Genomic DNA, 16792 nt, shown 5'->3' on the forward strand with positions numbered 1-16792 from the left:
CCATGCCCGAGGACTTCGACGTCGTCGAGCCACCCGCGCTGCGGGAGCCGGTCAGCCTCTGGCTGCGCGGACTCGAAGAACGCGCCCGCCGCGAGCGCTGGACCGGCCTGCTGGGACGGTCCGTCGTGGTCGCCTGGAACGCCGCCCGGGCCATCCTCGCGACCCGGGAAGCGCTGGGCGGCGAGCAGGGGCGCCCGCCGGGCGCGGGGCCTTCGGGCGGTGATGGCTGATGCCGTACACCGAGCACGGCCACTGGTACGGCGACGGCGAGCCGACGGGGGAGCCGCCCGGGCCGGTGGTGCACTGCGGCGGCCCGGCGGTGTGCGTCGCCTGCGGCCGGGCCGCCGGGGGCACCCCGCTGACCAACCTGCTGGACAGCGTCGCGGCCGACCACGCCGCGGCCGTGCCCGGTCCGCGCGGGCCGCGGGTGACCACCGAGGAGATGCGGCGCGCCTGCGTGCGCACGGCGGACGCGTTCACCGCGGTGGCCGCGACGATGATCCCGGAGGGCGAGTTGGCGGTGACCGCGGACCGGCTCTACGACCTCGGAGAGAGCCTGCGCGAGTTCGGCACCCTCTACGGCCGCTACTTCCTCCAGGCCGGGCACGGCACGTCCTCCCGGTCCGGTCCGGAGTTCGACGATCCGGACGGTCCTCTCGGCGGGCCGGGGTTCGCGCCGTGCTGACGTTGCCCCGGCACCTGCTGGACGCGATGCTCGCCCACTGCCGCGCGGAGCACCCGGTCGAGGCTTGCGGGGTGATGCCGGGCCCGCGCGGCGGGGACGTGCCGGACCGCATCGTGCCCATGCTCAACGCGGAGAAGTCCACGGTCGCGTACCGGATGGACCCTGAGGACCAGCTGGTGGTGTGGCGGGAGATGCACGAGCGCGGGGAGCGGCCGGTGGTGATCTACCACTCTCACACCGCCAGCCACGCCCAGCCGTCCGGGATGGACCTGCGGCACGCCAGCGAACCCGAGGCGCACTACGTGATCGTGTCCACCCGGGACCAGGGGACGAACCGGATGCCGCCGCAGGTGCGGTCGTTCCGGATCGCGGACGGCTTCGCCACCGAGGAGCCGATCCAGGTGGTGTAGGACGGGCCCGCACGTGTGAGCGTCCTCCTAACGTCCTCCGAAGTTAGGAGGACGCACGCTGTCGGTGGCCGGCCTTAGCCTGCGGCCATGACCACCATCCAGGACGAGAGCGAGCTGGCCGACCTGTGGACCGCCCCCGAACTCGGCCACAAGCTCATCCACGACCCGCAAGGCCCGGAGACCGATGCGTGGGCGCTGCGCGTGCTGGCCGCGCGGGTCGCCGCCCACGCTGGCAAAGCGGGTGACCCGCGCGCCATCGTCTACGACGTGGGCAAGGCGTTGGAATCTCTGGCCAGCGCGGTCTCAGTCGCCATGAAGACCGAAGCGGACGACCCGGAGTGCGGGTCGGAGGCAGCGGCCGCTGCCGGGATGGTCGAGCAGGCGGGGCTCAGGGTGTTCGACCTGGAGCGGTGGTTCTGACGTACCGTCACCCCATGACCGACAGCGCGCCGATCTACGACGACAAGGCCCACGTCCGGGACCACCTCGACCTCAGCTCGGCGACGTGGACCCGCCACGACGAGGGCGCGGAGGACGAGACGGAGCACGTCGAGGTGGCGTTCGTCGAGCACACCGACGGCGTGACCTACACGGCGATGCGCAACTCCGCCCATCCCGACGGTCCAGTGCTGGTGTTCCTCCCGGCGGAGTGGGAGGCCTTCGTGGCCGGGGTGCGGGCCGGCGAGTTCACCGTCGAGACCACCGACTGATCGGCGGCTCGTAGCGCGACGTGGCCCCCGCTCCGTGTGGAGCGGGGGCCACGTCTTTCTGGGGCGGGCCGCGCTTTCCTGCCGCGTGCGGCTCTCCTGGCCATCCCCTGGGGGTGGGATGGCGGCGGCCCTGATGGAAGCCTGCGCGGCCCCGCCTCCGAGGGGGGAGGCGGGACCGCGCCAGCGGGGCCGGGACGTCCGCCGCGCGAAACGCGCCGCGGTCGTGGGTGGGGGCGCGCCTTCCTCGTCCTGCCCCGGTTCGAGGAACGCGACGAGCGTCCCGGCCCCTTTACCCCTCTCCGAGGGTGCTCGGCCGACCGACACCGGGCCTCCCTGCGGGCGGTTGACCTTCCGCCCCTCGGGGTGGCCCGGCGGCGGGGAGAGGTCGTCTCACGTCCTGAGGCCGATGCGCTCGGCCCAGCTGCCCCGCGTTGCCCGTCGCCCCCTCACCAGTCACGGCTACTCAGCGACGTATGCCCGGCAGCGTACCGCCCTGACCGGAAGATTTCCTGCATAACTTCGTGAACGCCGTGTATTCTCCCGTTCAGGTGACCGGCCCGTGATGGGCGGCCACCGCATCCGGTGATCGGACCCAGCTCCACCTCCGACCGGCGTGCCCGTGATGGGGCGCAGGTGCAACCCGCATCCCCCATCGCTGAAGGGCACGTCCATGGGCAGCACCCTGCTGACCGCGCGCGACCGCGAGCTGTTCGACCCGCGCGTGCCGGCGCACGACGTCGGCGACATCATCGGCTTCACCCCCGACGGCTCCCCGATCCGCATGATCGGCGGCGGCGCCCGGGCCAACTTCGACGCCTGGAACTGGGAAGAGTTCGGGGCGGACGTCATCCAGCAGGTCCGCCAGAACTCCGCAGTCGAGGCCGTCGCGCAGCGCATCCCGATGCGCTCGCAGACCCGCTCGACCCCGCGGTCCGGCGGCGTCGAGCTGGGCATCGTCGCCAAGGGCGGCGCCTACGGCGAGGACACCAGCCCGAACGACGAGGTCATCCTCAGCGCGCAGAAGTTCGGCACCGCGATCCGCATCGCCGAGGAGGACATCGACGACTCCCTGGCCAACGTCCTCAACACCAAGCTGTCCGACTGGGCCACGGCGTACGCCAAGGGCCTGGACAACGCCTGCTTGGCGGTGACCGCGGCGAAGGCGTCGACCGGCTGCAAGTTCGACTCGCTGTACTACATGCTGTCGCAGAACAACAGCGACACCGGCTACACCGCGAACAGCAACATCACCAAGACCGGCTCGGGAGGCACGACCTACGGGTCGCTGTCGGCGACGCTGGGCAAGGTCGAGACCAGCGACTACTGGGTCGAGGGCGCGGGCCTGTGGATCGCCAGCCCGGAGTACAAGCAGATCCTGCGCGACATCGTCGACGACAACGACCGACCCATCTTCGCCGAGTCGACCGGTGGCGACTCCGCCGGCGCGGCGAACGTGCCGGACCGGATCATGGGCTACCCGGTGCGCTGGTCGCTGGGCGCGCGCACGAGCGCCGTCCCGACCTCGCGGCCGAGCGGTAACCCGTTGATGATCTTCGTGATTCCCCAGCTGATGATGCTGGGTATCCGCTCGGGCCCGGAGTCGATCTACATCGACGGCCGCAACGGCCTGGCCGCCCTCACCGACGAGTCGATCCTCAAGCTCCGCGCCCGCAGGGCCTTCAACGTGGGTCACGAGAAGGGCTTCGCGATCCACGAGGACAACTCCTGACCCACCCCTGGACTGCGGTAGGGCGCGAGCGGCTGGTGGTCCCGCGCGCCCTACCGCTCCCAGCACGACACGAGGGAGCACGCCGTGGCCGACACGGACAAGCAGGCCGACGAGGTGGAGCTGCAGCCCGACGGCCCCGACGAGCCCGCGCCGAAGCGCACCGAGCAGCATCCGGCGCTCACCGGCACCGAGGAGGGCCAGGCGGCCGAGGTTGAGCAGCGCTCGGCCGACGGCGCCGAGGGCACCCGGTTCGTGAAGGTGTTCGTGACCGACCCGGGCGCGGAGCACAACGAGCCGCAGCACGAGGCCAACAGGGCCGCGGTGCTGAACGAGGCGATCCAGCGGGGCCTGCACCCGCGCGGCGAGGTCCGCTACGAAGGCTCGAAGGACGTCACCCCGGAGCCGAAGGAGCCGGGGCGGCGCACGTTCCCCCGCGTCGAGCTGACCTACTCGGTGGACACCATCCCCGCGGTCGTCGACCACAAGCCGGCGGAGACCACGACCCCGCGCGACCAGATCGTCTCCGACGACGGCAGCACGGTCACCCCGACGTCGAAGCCAGCGGCCGGGGCGGCGCGGCGCGCGGAGGCCAAGCGGCAGGCCAAGACCGAGGGCACGACGGCGTCCGGCGCGGGCACGGCCGGGAGCACCGGCTCCAGGTCGACCGGCGGGAAGACGGCGGCCGCGAAGTCCGGCACCACCAAGACCAGCACGTCGACCAAGGGGTGAGTGGAGGTGACGCAGCCGACCAGGACGACGTGGGCCATCCCGGCTGACGTCATGCTCCTCACCGACGCCGCCGACGTCACCGACCGCGAGGTCGTGATGGCCAACGCGGTCATCGAGACGATCGTGGGCCGGGTCTACACGCTGGCCTACGAGCGGACCGGAGCGGCCGACCGGGAGTGGCTGCGGCGCGCGGTGGCCTACCAGGTCCCGTGGATGCGGGCGCAGCCCGACTTCTTCGAGCGCCTGGACCTGTCCACTCTGGAGGGCGCGGGGGCGCTGGGGGACCTGACGCTGGTGTGCCCGCCGATGGGCCGCCACGCGATCCGTCGGCTGTCCTGGCGCGGCTCCCGTTCCCAGCGCACCCGCTCCCCCTACGTCAACCGGGCCGGGCTGCCGTCGACCAACCCGCTCGCGGAGGTCAACGACTCCTACGAGCAGTGGACCCCCCTGGGGGGCCGGTGAGGTGTACGCGGTCGCGACCTGCACCGGCTCGATCTACCGGGGCACCACCACCGACGACGTCGGCGACACCGTCGACGTCGACGTCGACACCGCCACCCCGGTCGCGACCCGGGTGCTCGCGCGGATCAAGACCCGGACGGTGCAGCTGCGCGACCAGACCACCCAGAACCCGATCACCGTGCGCCGGCCGGTGGCCGAGATGCAGTCCGACACCGACATCCGCCCTGGAGACCGCTACCGCTGCACCCGGCACCGCGACACCTACGTGGTGCTGTCGGCCACCCAGCCCGACCAGCTCGGGCGCGAGTCAGACCTGATCGTCCAGCTCCAGCAGGTCACACCCGCCGAGTAGATCGGCCGACCAGCAGGAGCTCTTCGCGCCGTAGAGGCGAGGAGGGAGACGCGCCGTGGAGTTCCGCGAGGACCCGCGCTGGCGCGAGCAGTTGGCCGCCCGCAAGCGGGACCTGCTGGAGACCGACATCGGCCCGCCGGTGCTGGCCGACATGCAGGCCGCCACGCCGGTCGACACCGGCGCGCTGCGCAACTCCCTCGGCTTCGACGTCCTCAGCGAGGACCTGCTGCGGTTCGCCGCCCGCCAGCGCTACGCCGCACCGGTGCACGACGGCCACGAGATCGTCTACCGCGACGCCGACGGCACCCTGGTCCGCACCGGCCGCCGCGTGCCCGGCCAGCCCTACATGACCTCCGCGCTCTACCGGCACCGCGGCGGCGCGACATGACCGCCCCCGTGCTGCGCGCCAACACCGAACTGGTCGCGGTGGCGTGGCTGGGCGGCGTGCCCGGCCTGTCCCCCGACATCGTCGGCACCACCCTGCCCAGCGAGCACTCCACCTGGACGGCGACGGGGTTCGTCACCGTGCGCCCGACCGGCGGGACATCCGACCAGTACGTGCCCCTCCGCAGCCCCGTGGTCACCTGCGAGTTCTGGGCCGTGCGCCCCAACAGCAACCGGCCGCCCAAGCACCGCGCGAACCTGCTCGGCGAACACGTGTGGGCCGCGGTCGTGCCGAAGGGCGCCACAGAGCGGGCGGCGATCAAGCGCCGGGTCGAGCTGCCCCACGGCTACCCGCCCGCGCTCGTCCACTCCGTGCACCCGATGAGCGAGCTGCGCCCGGCCTACGGCGAGCAGGGCGGCCTCGCCCACTACCTGCTCGACCTGCGTTTCCACTGGACGGAGGAGTCATGACCGCCAAGCGGTTCGGCTTGTTCGGCACCCGGACCCGGGACTTCCTGACCTACGGCGGCCGGATCTTGGTGCACCACGACGCGGCCCAGTTGAAGTTCCTGGTGCCCACCCACCCGGCGCGGGAGCTGCCGCCGGACATCCCCGACGACCAGACCATGCCGATCCGGTTCCACCCGGAACTGGGCGCCGTGCAGTGGACCAAGGACGGCGACATCGCCGGAAGGGAGCAGTTCCGTGACCCGAACGGTTAGGACCACGCAGCAGCCCGACAGGGAGATCGAGGTCAGCGATCAGGAGTACGCCGACCTGAAGCAGCAGGGCCTGCTCCTGGAGGACGAGCAGGCGGCCGACGCCGACGGCGGAGCGGAGGACACCGACCCCGCCGACACCGACCCCGCTGGCACCGCCGCGCAGGACGGCGGCGAGCCGGACGCGGCCGGTGACGAGCAGGCCGCTGCGCCGCCCGCGCGCACGCGCGCCCCCGGCGCCCGCAAGCCCGGCACCACCAACGACACGACCAACGACGGGAGCTGACCCATGGCCGTCACCACTGCCAACCTCGTCCAGGGCCCGGCCGAGCTGTACGCCGGGGTGTTCGGCGCGACCGAGCCCGGCGAGGCGACCGTGAACTCCACGCCCGCGGCGTCGGCATGGAGCGACCTGGGCGGCACCGACGGCGGCGCGCGGCTCAACGTCGCCCTCACCTACTCCGTGCTCACCGTCGACCAGCTCGTCGAGGCGGCGGGCCGGCGGCTGACCAACCGCGACTGCAACATCGCCACCAGCCTGGCCGAGCCGACGCTGGAGAACGTCGACCGGATGCTCAACGGCGGCACGTCGGCGTCCGGCTCCGGGTGGAAGTCGTGGGCGCCAGCCAGCGAGAGCAGCGCGACCCAGCCCAACTACTGGGCCGTGCTGCTGCACGGCTGGGCGCCGGCGGGCAACCGGCGCATGGTCATCGGCCGCAAGGTGCTCAACATCGCGAACATGGAGTCGGCCTACACCAAGGACGGCAAGACCCTCGTCCCGGTGGACCTCGCGACCCACTACGTCAGCCAGTCGGTGCCCTCGTTCCGGGTGATCGACGGCACCGACTGACCTCGGCGGTGGGCCGCCCTCTCCCCGGCCCGCCGCCTTTCCCCGCCGCCCGTCCGGCCCGGGGCCGCCACTCCACGAAGGACACGTCCATGGTCGCCACCACCACCAAGCGCGCGCCGCGCCGTGCGCCCGCCGCCAAGCCCCGCAAGGCCCCGGCCAAGGCGTCGCCGAAGACGGCGGCGCTGACCGCCGTCGGGGACTTCGAGCCGATCGAGATCGTCACCCCGGAGACGCCGGTCGAGCAGGAGCTGATCCACCTGTTCAGCATCGACGGCGTTGCCTACCACGTGCCGGCCAACCCTCCGCCCGCGATCGCGCTGCGGTTCGTGCGGACCGCGTGGCAGGCCGGGACGGAGTTGGCGCTGGCCGAGCTGCTCGAACGCATGCTCGGCCCGGAGGCGTACGACGCGCTGGCCGAGTGCGACGCGATGACCCCCGAGCAACTCAGGTCGATCATGCAGCACCTGCAGCGGCTGTCGATGGGCACGCTGGACGGCCCAAAAGGCGGGTCCACGCGAAGTGCGTGAGCCCGTGGCTTGACCTGGAGGGCTGGGAGGCCCGTAGCCGCCAGATCGCCTGGGTGGCGGACCACCTCGACGACCTCCAAGCGGACTTCCTGCACATCTGGGGCATCGACCTCGACGTCGAGGCGCCACCCGGCTGGAGGTTCTTCGCCATGGCGCGCAGGACGTTCGCCTACAGCGGGGTGATGGCGGCGCGGCTGGCCGAGGAGGACCGCCGCACCGCGCCCGCCCCGCCCGCCGCTCGTGCGCCGGCTCGCCCGGCATCCGGCCCGGCCCCGTCCGCGCACCGCGCGGGCCCGGCCGGGGCCGAGGTCCGGGAGGTGTCGCTGGAGCAGATGGCCGCCATGTTCCCCGGCCTGATCGAGATGTGACCGAAGGAGGTGGACGTGACCGCAGCTGCGGGTGAGGGCTTCAAGCTCGGTGAGGCGTTCGCGGACGTCCACCTGCGCGACCACACGCCCGGTGATCTGCGGACGCTGCGCGAGCGCCTGCGCAACGCCCGCGCGTTCGAATTGCCGACCAGCCTGCGGGCGCCGACGGCGGCGGAGCGGCGGGCGCTGCGCGAGGCGCTGCGGCAACGGCCGGTCGAGGTCGCCACCCAGCTGCGGCGTCCGTCGGGCGCGGAGCTGCGGAGGTTGCGCGACGAGCTGGCTGGCTCGCCGCTCCCGCTGGCGGTGACGCTGCGGACCCCGCCTGCGCGGGAGGTCCGGCGGGTCCGCGACGAGCTGCGGGACCGGCCGCTGGAGCTGCCCGTCACCCTGCGGGCGCCCACGGCCGCGGAACGGCGACGCCTGCGCGACGAGCTGCGGGACCGGCCGATCGAGCTGCCCATCGTGCTCAAGGGCCCGTCGGCGACCGAGCGGCGGCGGCTGCGCGACGAGCTGCGCGAGCGGCCGATCGACCTGCCGGTGCGGCTGCAGTTGCCCTCGCAGCGGGCACGCCGCCAGGCGGTGGAGTCGGTCGAGCGGCAGGCCCCGGCCAAGGTCCCGACCACGCTGGCCGACCCGGTGCAGCGGGCGTGGATCACGAAGGTCGACGCCGACCTCAAGGCCGCCGCCAGGCAGTTTGCGAAGCTGCCGGTCGAGCCCGACAGCGAGGAGTTCCAGCAGAAGCTGGCGGCGGCGATCCGCGAGGTGAGCGAGGCCGCGCGGGCCGAGGTGCCGCTGGACGTCAAGGACGCGGCGGAGTGGCGGCAGAAGGTCCGCGACCAGGTCGAGCAAGTCACGGCGTCGGTGCAGGCCCGCGTGCCGGTCGAGGTGGAGGCCGACGACCGGTCCCTCCAGGAGGCCGAGCGGCAGGTCAAGCAGGCCACCGAGCGCATGGCCGGGCACGCCCGCGACGCCGCCGCCGACATCAGCCGGTCCAGCTCGGCGGCCGGCAACGACCTGTCCACCCGCCTGGGCGCGGCCGCGGCCCGGTCGGGCTCGTCGCTGGCGACGATCAGCCGCTACGCCGCCATCGGGCTGGGTGGGATCGCGCCGCTGGCCGGGGTGGGTGCCGCGGCGATCGCCGCGCTGGGCCCGGTGGCCATCGGCGCGGCGGGCGCCCTGGGGGCCTTGGGGTTGTCGTTCGGCGGGGTCTTCGGCGCGCTGCGCGCGTACACCCAGGACCAGAACGCCGCCGCCGCGGCGACCGGCCAGTCCGCCGCCACCCAGCTGGCCAACGCCACGGCGATCCGGGACGCCACCCGGGCGATCTCCGAGGCCCAGGCCGACCGGGCGCGGGCCTACGAGGACGCCGCGGAGCTGGTGACGTCTGCGGAGCGGCGGGTGGCCGACGCGCACGACGACGAGCGGCGCGCGCAGGAGGCGCTGACCGACGCCCGCCGGGCCGCCGCCGAGCAGCTGGAGGACCTCAACCGCCGGCTGTCCACCAGCGGGCTGCGGGAGGAGGGCGCGACGCTGGCGCTGGAGTCCGCCCGCGAGCGGCTGCGCCAGGTCATGGCCGACCCGCTGGCCACCGACCTGGAGCGCCGGCAGGCCGACCTCGCGGTGCGGGAGGCCCAGGCCCGGCTGGACGAGGTGCGGGAGGCCGAGGCAGACCTGCGCGCCGAGGTCGAGGACGCCAACCGGCGCGGCGTGGAGGGCGACCGGCAGGTCGTCGCCGCGCGCGAACAGGTCGCCGACGCCTCCCGGGACGCCGCCGACGCGCAGGCCGAGCTGGCGCGGGCGCACCGCGACGCCGCCGAGCAGCGCGCCCAGGCCGACGAGGACGTCGCCCGCGCGATCGAGCGCCTGGCCGACATCCAGGCCCAGCAGGCCGCCTCCGCCGAGGCCGCCGCGGGTGGGGTGTCGAAGTTCGAGCAGGCCATGGCCAAGCTGTCGCCGGCGGCGCGGGACCTGGTCATGCAGCTGCTGTCGATGAAGCCGGCGTTCGACGAGCTGCAGGCCTCCGTGGCCGCGGCCACGTTGCCCGGCTTCACCCAGATGTTCCAGGACAGCCTCGCGCTGTTCCCGATCTTCGAGCAGGGCCTGGTCGGCATCGGCTCGATCATGGGCGAGACCGCCCGCGGGTTCGGCCAGCTGTTCCAGTCCGCGCAGTTCCAGTCCGACCTCGCGGCGAACTTCGCCAACAGCCTGCCGATCTTCCAGGCCACCGGCGACGGCATGATCCAGATGTTCAGCGACATCATGGCGCTGGGCGCCCAGGCCGCGCCGGTGACGCAGGCCATCGCCGACGGCATCACCAGCCTGGTCGGCGGCCTCGGTGACTTCATGGGCGCGCTGGGCCCGGCCATGGGCCCGATGGGCGAGCTGCTGCGCGCCATCTTCGACGCCGCCTCGTCGCTGCTCGGGCCGCTGGGCGAGCTCGTCGCCATGATCGTCTCCGCGATCGCTCCGGCGTTCACCGCGCTGGCGCCGGTGGTCGGCGACTTCGTGCGCATCCTCGTCGACGCGCTGCGGCCGGTGCTCGACGCGCTGCGGCCGGTGCTGGTCACCATCGCGGAGGCGATCGGTCAGGTCGTCGAGGCCTTCGCGCCGCTGCTGGTCACCGCGGGCGAGTTCCTCGCCGCGTTCGCGCCGCTGGTCGGGCTGGCCGCGCAGTTCGCGGCCGACCTGCTCTCCGCGCTCGCGCCGGCGCTGCAGACGGTGCTGGAGGCGCTGATCCCGGTCGTCGAGACCCTCGTCGACTCCCTGGAGCCGGTGCTGCCCCGCATCGCCGAGGCCCTCGGGGTGTGGTGGGAGGCGCTGGCCCAGCTGATCGAGCCGCTCGCGCAGCTCGCGGTCGAGCTGATCCCCGTGCTGGCGGACGCGGCGCTGCGCTGGCTGGAGGCGATGCAGCCGCTGCTGCCCGAGCTGACGCAGCTGGCCGAGACCATCGCCCAGACCCTGACCGACGCCATCGTCGAGCTCGCACCGCACCTGCCCGAGATGGTCGACATCTTCATCGACCTGACCGAGGCGCTGATCCCGCTCATGCCGGCGCTGATCGACCTCGCGACCAAGATGGTCGAGATCGTCGTGCCGGCCGCGGTGTGGCTGCTCGACAAGTTCATGGACATCAACGAGTTCTTCTTCGGCCCGCTGGCCGACGGCCTGAAGTCCATCGGCGAGCTGTTCCCCGAGGTGTGGCAGGGGATCAAGGACCACGTGCGGGACTACGTCGGCCAGATCAAGAACATCCTGTCCTGGTTCGGCGAGCTGGGCGGCAAGTTCAGCGACTGGGTCGGCAACGCCAAGGTGAGCGCGGTCAACCGGTTCTGGGAGCTGGTCGACTGGGTCAAGGGCCTGCCGCAGCGCATCCGCGACGCGATCGGCAACGTCGGCGACGTCCTCAAGAGTGTGGGCTCGGATCTGGTGCGCGGCCTGTTCTCCGGCCTGACGTCGATGGGTGGCTGGCTGACCGAGCAGGTGTGGTCCTGGATCAAGCGCGTCATCCCCGACCCGATCAAGCAGGCGCTGGGCATCAGCTCGCCGTCGAAGGTCGCGGCGGAGCTGGCCAGCGAGGTCCCCGCCGGTCTGGTCGTCGGCCTGGACGAGGGCACCGCGGCGGTCGAGCGCGCGTCGCTGCGCCAGGCCGCGGCCGTGCGCTCCGGGCTGGAGGGCATCGGCGGTGACGGCGCGGCCATGCCGACCGAGCTGCCCGGCGCCGGGTCGGCCGCCGCGGCCGCCGGCGCACCGGCCGGGGCCGGGGGCTTCACGATCGGGCAGCTGGTCCTCCAGCTCGACGCGGTCGTGGATCTGACCGACCCGTACGCCATGGACGCCAACGCCCGGCTGTTCGTCGACCGGGTCACCGAGGCGATGCGCGTGGTGCAGGGGGGTCGCACGTGAGATCAGCCGTCGAAGATGTCGTAGGCAGTCTGCTTGGCCAGGCCGCTGGCGTCCCAGATCGCCTTCTTGCTCGTGGGTCGGCCGTCCTCGTGCACCTTGCGGGCGGCGCGCATGGCGGTGGCGAGGTACGCCATGGTGGCTTCGACCTGTCGCCGGGCGGCCTTCAGCTCCTGTCCGAGCAGCTCCACGGTCATGAGGGCGTCGACCTCGTCGGCGAACTCGAAGACGGGGTCGGCGTCCCAGCGGATGCCTTCGCCTCCGGCGATCTGGTCGCGGGTGGGGCTGTGGGTGGGTCTCGGGGTGGTCATCGCACTGCCCTCCAGTCGGGTCTAGCACTAGACCGTAGCCGACCGACCCCCTTCGGGTCTACCACTAGACCCTTTCGTGGGAGGGCGCGATGAGCTTCGGCACCGTCCAGGTCGGTCGCCTCCCGCTGCGCGAGGCGACCACGGTCTACGACGACAAGGTCAACGCGAGCAGCGGCATACGCACGGTGTCGATCTCGGGGCAGGAGGCGCTGCCGCCGCGCACGGCCGCCGAGCTGGTGCGCGTCCAGGACGACGTCGGCAACTTGATGGGCGCCCTGGTGCCGGTCACGTGGACCGACAAGGCGGACCGGGACGGCTACTACGAGGTTCGCGATGTCGGATCCAAGCTGCTGTCCTGGCAGGGCGAGGTCGTCACCTGCGACTGGAACCTCACCCTCCAGCGGCACGGCGCGGACACCGAGGTCGACCTGGAGTCCCGGCTCGGCGGCGCGGCCACCCGCAACAACTCCTTCGGCGCGTCCGGGGAGCGGTGGCACGCGCCGCCGATCGGGCACTACGCGTACTGGACCGGCGCCACCCAGCCGTCCACCGTGACCCGCACCGGCACCGACGGGGCGATGACGGTGTACCGCGGCGTGCCGGTCGACGTGGCGCCGCGCTGGGGCTGCGCGGTCGGCGACTACCTGGCCGGCCGGGTACGGCTGCTCGACGCGAACGACCTGGAGCGCACCGGCCTCGGGTTCGCGCTGGCCGCCTCGGACTGGGAGGTCCACAACGGCCTGGTGCGCGTCCGGCCGCTGGCGTCGTCCGGGGTGCTGGAGGTGTCGGCCTACACCGGCGGCGCCTGGCGGCCGAAGGCGTGGGACGTGCTCACGGGCGGGGTCTCGATCGGGGCGTTCGACGCGGCGTCGGTGCTCTACAACGAGCCCGAGTTGGTGGTGATCAGGCTGCTGCGGTCGCAGTCCTCGGGTCGGATCACCGTGGACGTGTCGCTGCGTCGCGGTGCCCGGACCGCCGAGCTGTACGTGCAGGCCGCCTACTCCAGCACCCTCAAGGTCGTGCGCGCGGCCGCGGAGGCCGGGACCGCGGCCACTGGCTACGTGCGCGCCACTGCCGACGACGCCGACGGCAACCGGTTCATCGTCGGGTCGGCGTTGACGCACACCGCGGACACGGCCGCCGGTGGCATCAGCCTGGCGGCCACGACCACGCTGGACGCGGTCGTCGGTGTGATCGCCGGGGGGTCGGGCGCGGTCGCAGGGGACCAGCCGGCCGACCTGTTCGCGCAGTACCTCGGCGCGCCGGCGGAGAGCGTGACGGCGGTGCGCCGATGACGGTCGCCCAGGTGCTGCGCAAGCCCGGCCGGTGGGGCATCAAGCTCTCGGCGGCCACGCCGCGGCACGTGCTGGACCGGCTCGCCCGGTTCGGCCACGTCGCCGTGTCGATGGGCCGGGTGGACTGCCGGGTCGACGGGGACGGGCTGCTGAGCTCGGCGCGCTACGTCGGGGTGGTGCTCTCGGCGCAGCTGGCCGACGAGGGCAGCGGCGCGACGTCGTCGTTGGGCGGCGCGGGCATGGAGTGGTGGCTCGGCGACGGCAAGACCGGCGCCGTGTTCGAGGCCCCGACCACGTTCAGCGCGAGCGCGTTCCAGCCGACGATCGAGGCGCTGCTGCCCGCCTCCGGGGCGGTGGTCGAGGGCACGATCCACTCGGTCACCGGCGCCTACACCGGAACTCACCAGTGGCAGGACCCGCGCACCGCCATCGACTACGTCGTCGACACGTTCACCGCCGACCCCGAGGATCCGGTGGACTGGCGGGTCAACGGCGACGCCACCCTCGACGCCGGTCACGCCTCGGATCTGTTCGTCACCGAGCCGACCTGCCTGATCGTGCGGCGCGGCGAGGGCGGCGTGGACATGGGCCGCCGCGGCCTGGGCGCCCAGGGGCAGCTCAGCGCCGACGTCGAGGACTACGCCACGCGGGCGGTGGTGCTCGCCTCCGGGTCCGGCGCGTCGGTCGCCACCGGCTCCGCCAACCTCGCCCCGGGCCTCAACCCCTACCGGGACCTGCGCGGCAACCCCGTGGCGATCACCAGGCTCGTGTCGGAGTCGCGCACGTCGGCGGTCACCGCGACCGCCCGGGCGCAGCTGGCGCTGTCGGAGTCGTCGACGGAGCGCACCGCGCTGACGCTGTCCACGAGCGAGTACGACGTGGTCGGCTCGGTGTCGGTCGGGGACTGGGTGCACGTCTACAACGACCAGATCGGCCTGGTCGGCGCGGAGGGGGATCCGGAGGTCCGGTACCGCGGCCGGTGGCTGCGGCCGCGGCGGCTGCGGCTGGTGGAGATGACGTGGCCGGTCGCGCGCGGCATGTCGGTGGCCTACCGGGACGCCGACGGGGACTGGGTCGACCTGACCGACTACGTGCAGTGGGAGACCGGCTTCACCAGCCTGACCGTGGGCAGCGCGGCGCGGCTGCTGTCGGCCACCGGCGAGCAGCCCGGGTCGCGGCCGGTGGCCGACACCAGCGTCCCCGCCGCGCCGAGCTTCGTGCTGCCGTTCGCGCAGGCGGTGTACCAGTCGGCGGCGTCGGGGATCACGCGGGCGCAGGTGCAGGTTCGGTGGACCACGCCGTCCAACACGGACGGGACGTTGGTGATCGACGGGGACCGGTACGAGGTGCAGTACCGCACCGGGGCGACCCCGGTCTTCCCGAGCACGCACGGGCAGATGAGCGCCTACACCCACGGCGAGCTGGCCGCGGGCACGCACGCGCAGCCGATCACCTACCAGGCCGGACCGTGGCAGTCGACGTGGACGCAGTGGGGCGACACCGACGCGCTGCTCCAGGAGCTCACCCCGGGCGTGCCCTACGACATCCGGGTCCGTGCGTTCGACAACGCCAACCCCGCCAACGTGTCGGTGTGGTCGGCGACCGAGACGATCCAGACCGTCGGCGACACCCTCGCCCCGGCGACCCCAGCGCCGCCGAGCGTTGCGGCGTCGCGGATCGCGGTGCAGATCACCCACGCCCTCGGCCGCGCCGACGGTGGCACCTACAACCTCGACCCGGACCTGCATCACCTGGAAATCCATGCCCAGTACACCCCGAGCTTCTTCCCCGACGACAGCACCCGAATCGGCAAACTGCTGGCCAACAACGGCATGTTGTTGGGCGAAATTCCCGCAATCGGCACCTTTCCGGTAGAGGAGACCGACGAGGTCTACATCAAGGTCGTCGCGGTCGACGAGGCAGGCAACAGATCGTCGCCGTCGACGGCCGCGCAGTCCGAGGTGCTGCTGATCGACTCCGCGCACATCTCCGACCTGACCGTCTCCAAGGTGACTGCCGGCACGATCACCGCGGCGTGGATCTTGGCCGGGTCGATCAAGACAGCCAACTCCGGTGCGCGCATGGAAGCCGACGCGCTGGGTCTACGGCTCTACAACGGCTCCAACGTCAACACCGTCAACTTGAACGCGAACACCGGCGAGGGCACATTCACCGGTGAACTACGAACCGGCACCTCCGGTCAAAGAATTGTCATCGATCCGAACAACTATGTGGGCCGCGCATCCATTGCGATGTACGACGACGACACGACGAACTACATCTCCCAGGACGCATACAACAGCATCTTCAGCCTTGCTGCCCGCCGAAATTCGGACAATGCCCTGAACGGCGGACGCATCACCTTTCAACTTGAGAACGGTGGAGGCGGAGCCGCCTTCTATGGTTACACCAGCCCTTTCGGCGAGTGGTACCAGCGCTTCAGCTCAGAGGGAGGTATTTCCTACCGCGGATTTTTCAACAGGGCTGCCACAATCGGAGGCCTGAGCGCCCTTCACGTCGACCAGGTCGGCGGGTCAGGGACAAGCCTGAGCTACAGCTACGGGGCCACCTACGCCACGACGCCCTTGCCGTTCGTGGAAATCCAGGGTACTTCCGGATCGCCTCCCACCGCGTCTTCGCACGCCGTGACAGCACGCTCCCAGACGGGATTCAGTATCCAATATCCTGCCGGAAACGTGGACGTTTTCGTGTGGGCAATCAGGTACGGGTGAGAACCTCCATGAGGATCGCTTTCACGAGAGTCGAGCGAATCGGTGACCAGTGGCACGCCCACCGGGAAACAACCTACGGCACCGGCATCACCGAGCACGGCGTCCACGTGTTCCCGGTGGACATTCTGGAGTGGAGGGCAGCCGAATACGGGTTCGACCCTGCCGACATCGACACCCTGCTTGACATTGTGTTGTGTGAGCCTTACCTCACCGCGCAGGACTGGGCCATGGGTGCGGGGCTGATCGATGCTCCGGACATCGCGACCGCCCGCCGCGACCACGTCGCCCGGTGCGCAGCCGCAAAACTACGCAACCGGATCTCTACCCGGCCTGGCACGACCACGGGCTTCTCCGGTTCGGCAACAACCGCCGGCATCGGTTCCGGGGTGGGCGTGGGTGCCAAACCGACCGTCGGACATCCGCTCGACCCGGTCCGACAGGCACCGGGCATCGACGTGGCCGTGATGGCAGCCAAGGCAGAGCACGTTGGTCTTCTGCGCGCAATACACGTCCAGGTACGGCGTGCTCAGGCCGCCGAGGTCCAACTGCCTCGCATCACTCGCGTCCGGCGCGCACTGGACTTGGAGCGTGCTGGGTTGTTCGGCGGGCCGACCGCATGAGCAGCCTCA

21 protein-coding genes are annotated in these 16792 nt (G+C 72.2%); 20 read left to right on the forward strand and 1 reads right to left on the reverse strand.

The features are described from left to right. The first annotated feature begins 2 nt into the window (after positions 1-2). The 17 genes from ABD223_RS13430 to ABD223_RS13510 all read left to right on the forward strand — a co-directional run bounded on the left by ABD223_RS13430 (position 3) and on the right by ABD223_RS13510 (position 11828). Positions 3-230, forward strand: a complete 228-nt coding sequence (locus ABD223_RS13430; protein ID WP_344036479.1) for a hypothetical protein — start codon at positions 3-5, stop codon at positions 228-230. Next, on the forward strand, positions 230-685 hold the full coding sequence (locus tag ABD223_RS13435; protein WP_344036480.1) for a hypothetical protein: 456 nt from the start codon (positions 230-232) through the stop codon (positions 683-685). Before ABD223_RS13430 ends, ABD223_RS13435 begins: the two co-directional genes overlap by 1 nt. Beyond that, a complete protein-coding gene (locus tag ABD223_RS13440) occupies positions 679-1095 on the forward strand; it encodes a M67 family metallopeptidase (protein ID WP_344036481.1) in 417 nt (138 codons plus the stop codon). The genes ABD223_RS13435 and ABD223_RS13440 overlap by 7 nt, the downstream gene beginning before the upstream one ends. 87 nt (positions 1096-1182) lie before the next feature. Next, positions 1183-1515, forward strand: coding sequence for a hypothetical protein (locus ABD223_RS13445; RefSeq protein ID WP_344036482.1), 333 nt, complete (start codon positions 1183-1185; stop codon positions 1513-1515). A 14-nt stretch (positions 1516-1529) separates the two neighbouring features. Continuing rightward, positions 1530-1805: a DUF397 domain-containing protein gene (locus ABD223_RS13450; RefSeq protein WP_344036483.1), complete on the forward strand. Its 276-nt coding sequence runs from the start codon at positions 1530-1532 to the stop codon at positions 1803-1805. 670 nt (positions 1806-2475) lie between these two features. Beyond that, positions 2476-3534 (forward strand): phage major capsid protein, encoded by a 1059-nt coding sequence (locus ABD223_RS13455; RefSeq protein ID WP_344036485.1) that lies wholly within the window; start codon positions 2476-2478, stop codon positions 3532-3534. An 84-nt stretch (positions 3535-3618) separates the two neighbouring features. Next, the gene (locus ABD223_RS13460; RefSeq protein WP_344036487.1) at positions 3619-4263 is read left to right on the forward strand and encodes a hypothetical protein; all 645 of its coding nucleotides are present in this window, start codon (positions 3619-3621) and stop codon (positions 4261-4263) included. Between the two features lie 6 nt (positions 4264-4269). Beyond that, positions 4270-4725, forward strand: a complete 456-nt coding sequence (locus tag ABD223_RS13465; RefSeq protein WP_344036488.1) for a hypothetical protein — start codon at positions 4270-4272, stop codon at positions 4723-4725. A gap of 1 nt (position 4726) precedes the next feature. Further along, on the forward strand, positions 4727-5077 hold the full coding sequence (locus tag ABD223_RS13470) for a hypothetical protein (RefSeq protein WP_344036489.1): 351 nt from the start codon (positions 4727-4729) through the stop codon (positions 5075-5077). A gap of 55 nt (positions 5078-5132) precedes the next feature. Next, complete coding sequence (locus ABD223_RS13475) at positions 5133-5465, forward strand: hypothetical protein (RefSeq protein WP_344036490.1); 333 nt, start codon at positions 5133-5135, stop codon at positions 5463-5465. Next, positions 5462-5932, forward strand: a complete 471-nt coding sequence (locus ABD223_RS13480) for a hypothetical protein (RefSeq protein WP_344036491.1) — start codon at positions 5462-5464, stop codon at positions 5930-5932. Before ABD223_RS13475 ends, ABD223_RS13480 begins: the two co-directional genes overlap by 4 nt. Beyond that, the gene (locus ABD223_RS13485) at positions 5929-6183 is read left to right on the forward strand and encodes a hypothetical protein (RefSeq protein ID WP_344036492.1); all 255 of its coding nucleotides are present in this window, start codon (positions 5929-5931) and stop codon (positions 6181-6183) included. Before ABD223_RS13480 ends, ABD223_RS13485 begins: the two co-directional genes overlap by 4 nt. Beyond that, complete coding sequence (locus tag ABD223_RS13490) at positions 6167-6466, forward strand: hypothetical protein (RefSeq protein WP_344036493.1); 300 nt, start codon at positions 6167-6169, stop codon at positions 6464-6466. Before ABD223_RS13485 ends, ABD223_RS13490 begins: the two co-directional genes overlap by 17 nt. A 3-nt stretch (positions 6467-6469) precedes the next feature. Next, the gene (locus tag ABD223_RS13495; RefSeq protein ID WP_344036494.1) at positions 6470-7030 is read left to right on the forward strand and encodes a hypothetical protein; all 561 of its coding nucleotides are present in this window, start codon (positions 6470-6472) and stop codon (positions 7028-7030) included. A gap of 89 nt (positions 7031-7119) precedes the next feature. Further along, positions 7120-7557 carry a hypothetical protein gene (locus ABD223_RS13500; protein ID WP_344036495.1) on the forward strand — a complete coding sequence of 146 codons (438 nt, stop codon included), beginning with the start codon at positions 7120-7122 and terminating at the stop codon, positions 7555-7557. Continuing rightward, positions 7554-7925: a hypothetical protein gene (locus ABD223_RS13505; RefSeq protein WP_344036496.1), complete on the forward strand. Its 372-nt coding sequence runs from the start codon at positions 7554-7556 to the stop codon at positions 7923-7925. The genes ABD223_RS13500 and ABD223_RS13505 overlap by 4 nt, the downstream gene beginning before the upstream one ends. 15 nt (positions 7926-7940) lie before the next feature. Then, positions 7941-11828 (forward strand): hypothetical protein, encoded by a 3888-nt coding sequence (locus ABD223_RS13510; protein ID WP_344036497.1) that lies wholly within the window; start codon positions 7941-7943, stop codon positions 11826-11828. 2 nt (positions 11829-11830) lie between these two features. Here the strand turns inward: ABD223_RS13510 and ABD223_RS13515 are convergent, their stop codons facing one another. Next, on the reverse strand, positions 11831-12136 hold the full coding sequence (locus ABD223_RS13515; RefSeq protein ID WP_344036498.1) for a hypothetical protein: 306 nt from the start codon (positions 12134-12136) through the stop codon (positions 11831-11833). An 89-nt stretch (positions 12137-12225) separates the two neighbouring features. Here ABD223_RS13515 and ABD223_RS13520 point away from each other — a divergent pair, with 89 nt between their 5' ends. The 3 genes from ABD223_RS13520 (at position 12226) to ABD223_RS13530 (ending at position 16783) form a co-directional block, all read left to right on the forward strand. Further along, positions 12226-13431, forward strand: coding sequence for a hypothetical protein (locus tag ABD223_RS13520; protein WP_344036500.1), 1206 nt, complete (start codon positions 12226-12228; stop codon positions 13429-13431). A gap of 173 nt (positions 13432-13604) precedes the next feature. Continuing rightward, a complete protein-coding gene (locus ABD223_RS13525) occupies positions 13605-16163 on the forward strand; it encodes a phage tail protein (protein WP_344036501.1) in 2559 nt (852 codons plus the stop codon). Positions 16164-16171: 8 nt separating this feature from the next. Next, the gene (locus ABD223_RS13530) at positions 16172-16783 is read left to right on the forward strand and encodes a hypothetical protein (protein ID WP_344036502.1); all 612 of its coding nucleotides are present in this window, start codon (positions 16172-16174) and stop codon (positions 16781-16783) included. Positions 16784-16792 lie beyond the last annotated feature (9 nt).

This window comes from Saccharothrix xinjiangensis, from assembly GCF_039527585.1.
In the GTDB taxonomy this organism is placed as follows: Bacteria; Actinomycetota; Actinomycetes; order Mycobacteriales; family Pseudonocardiaceae; genus Actinosynnema; species Actinosynnema xinjiangensis.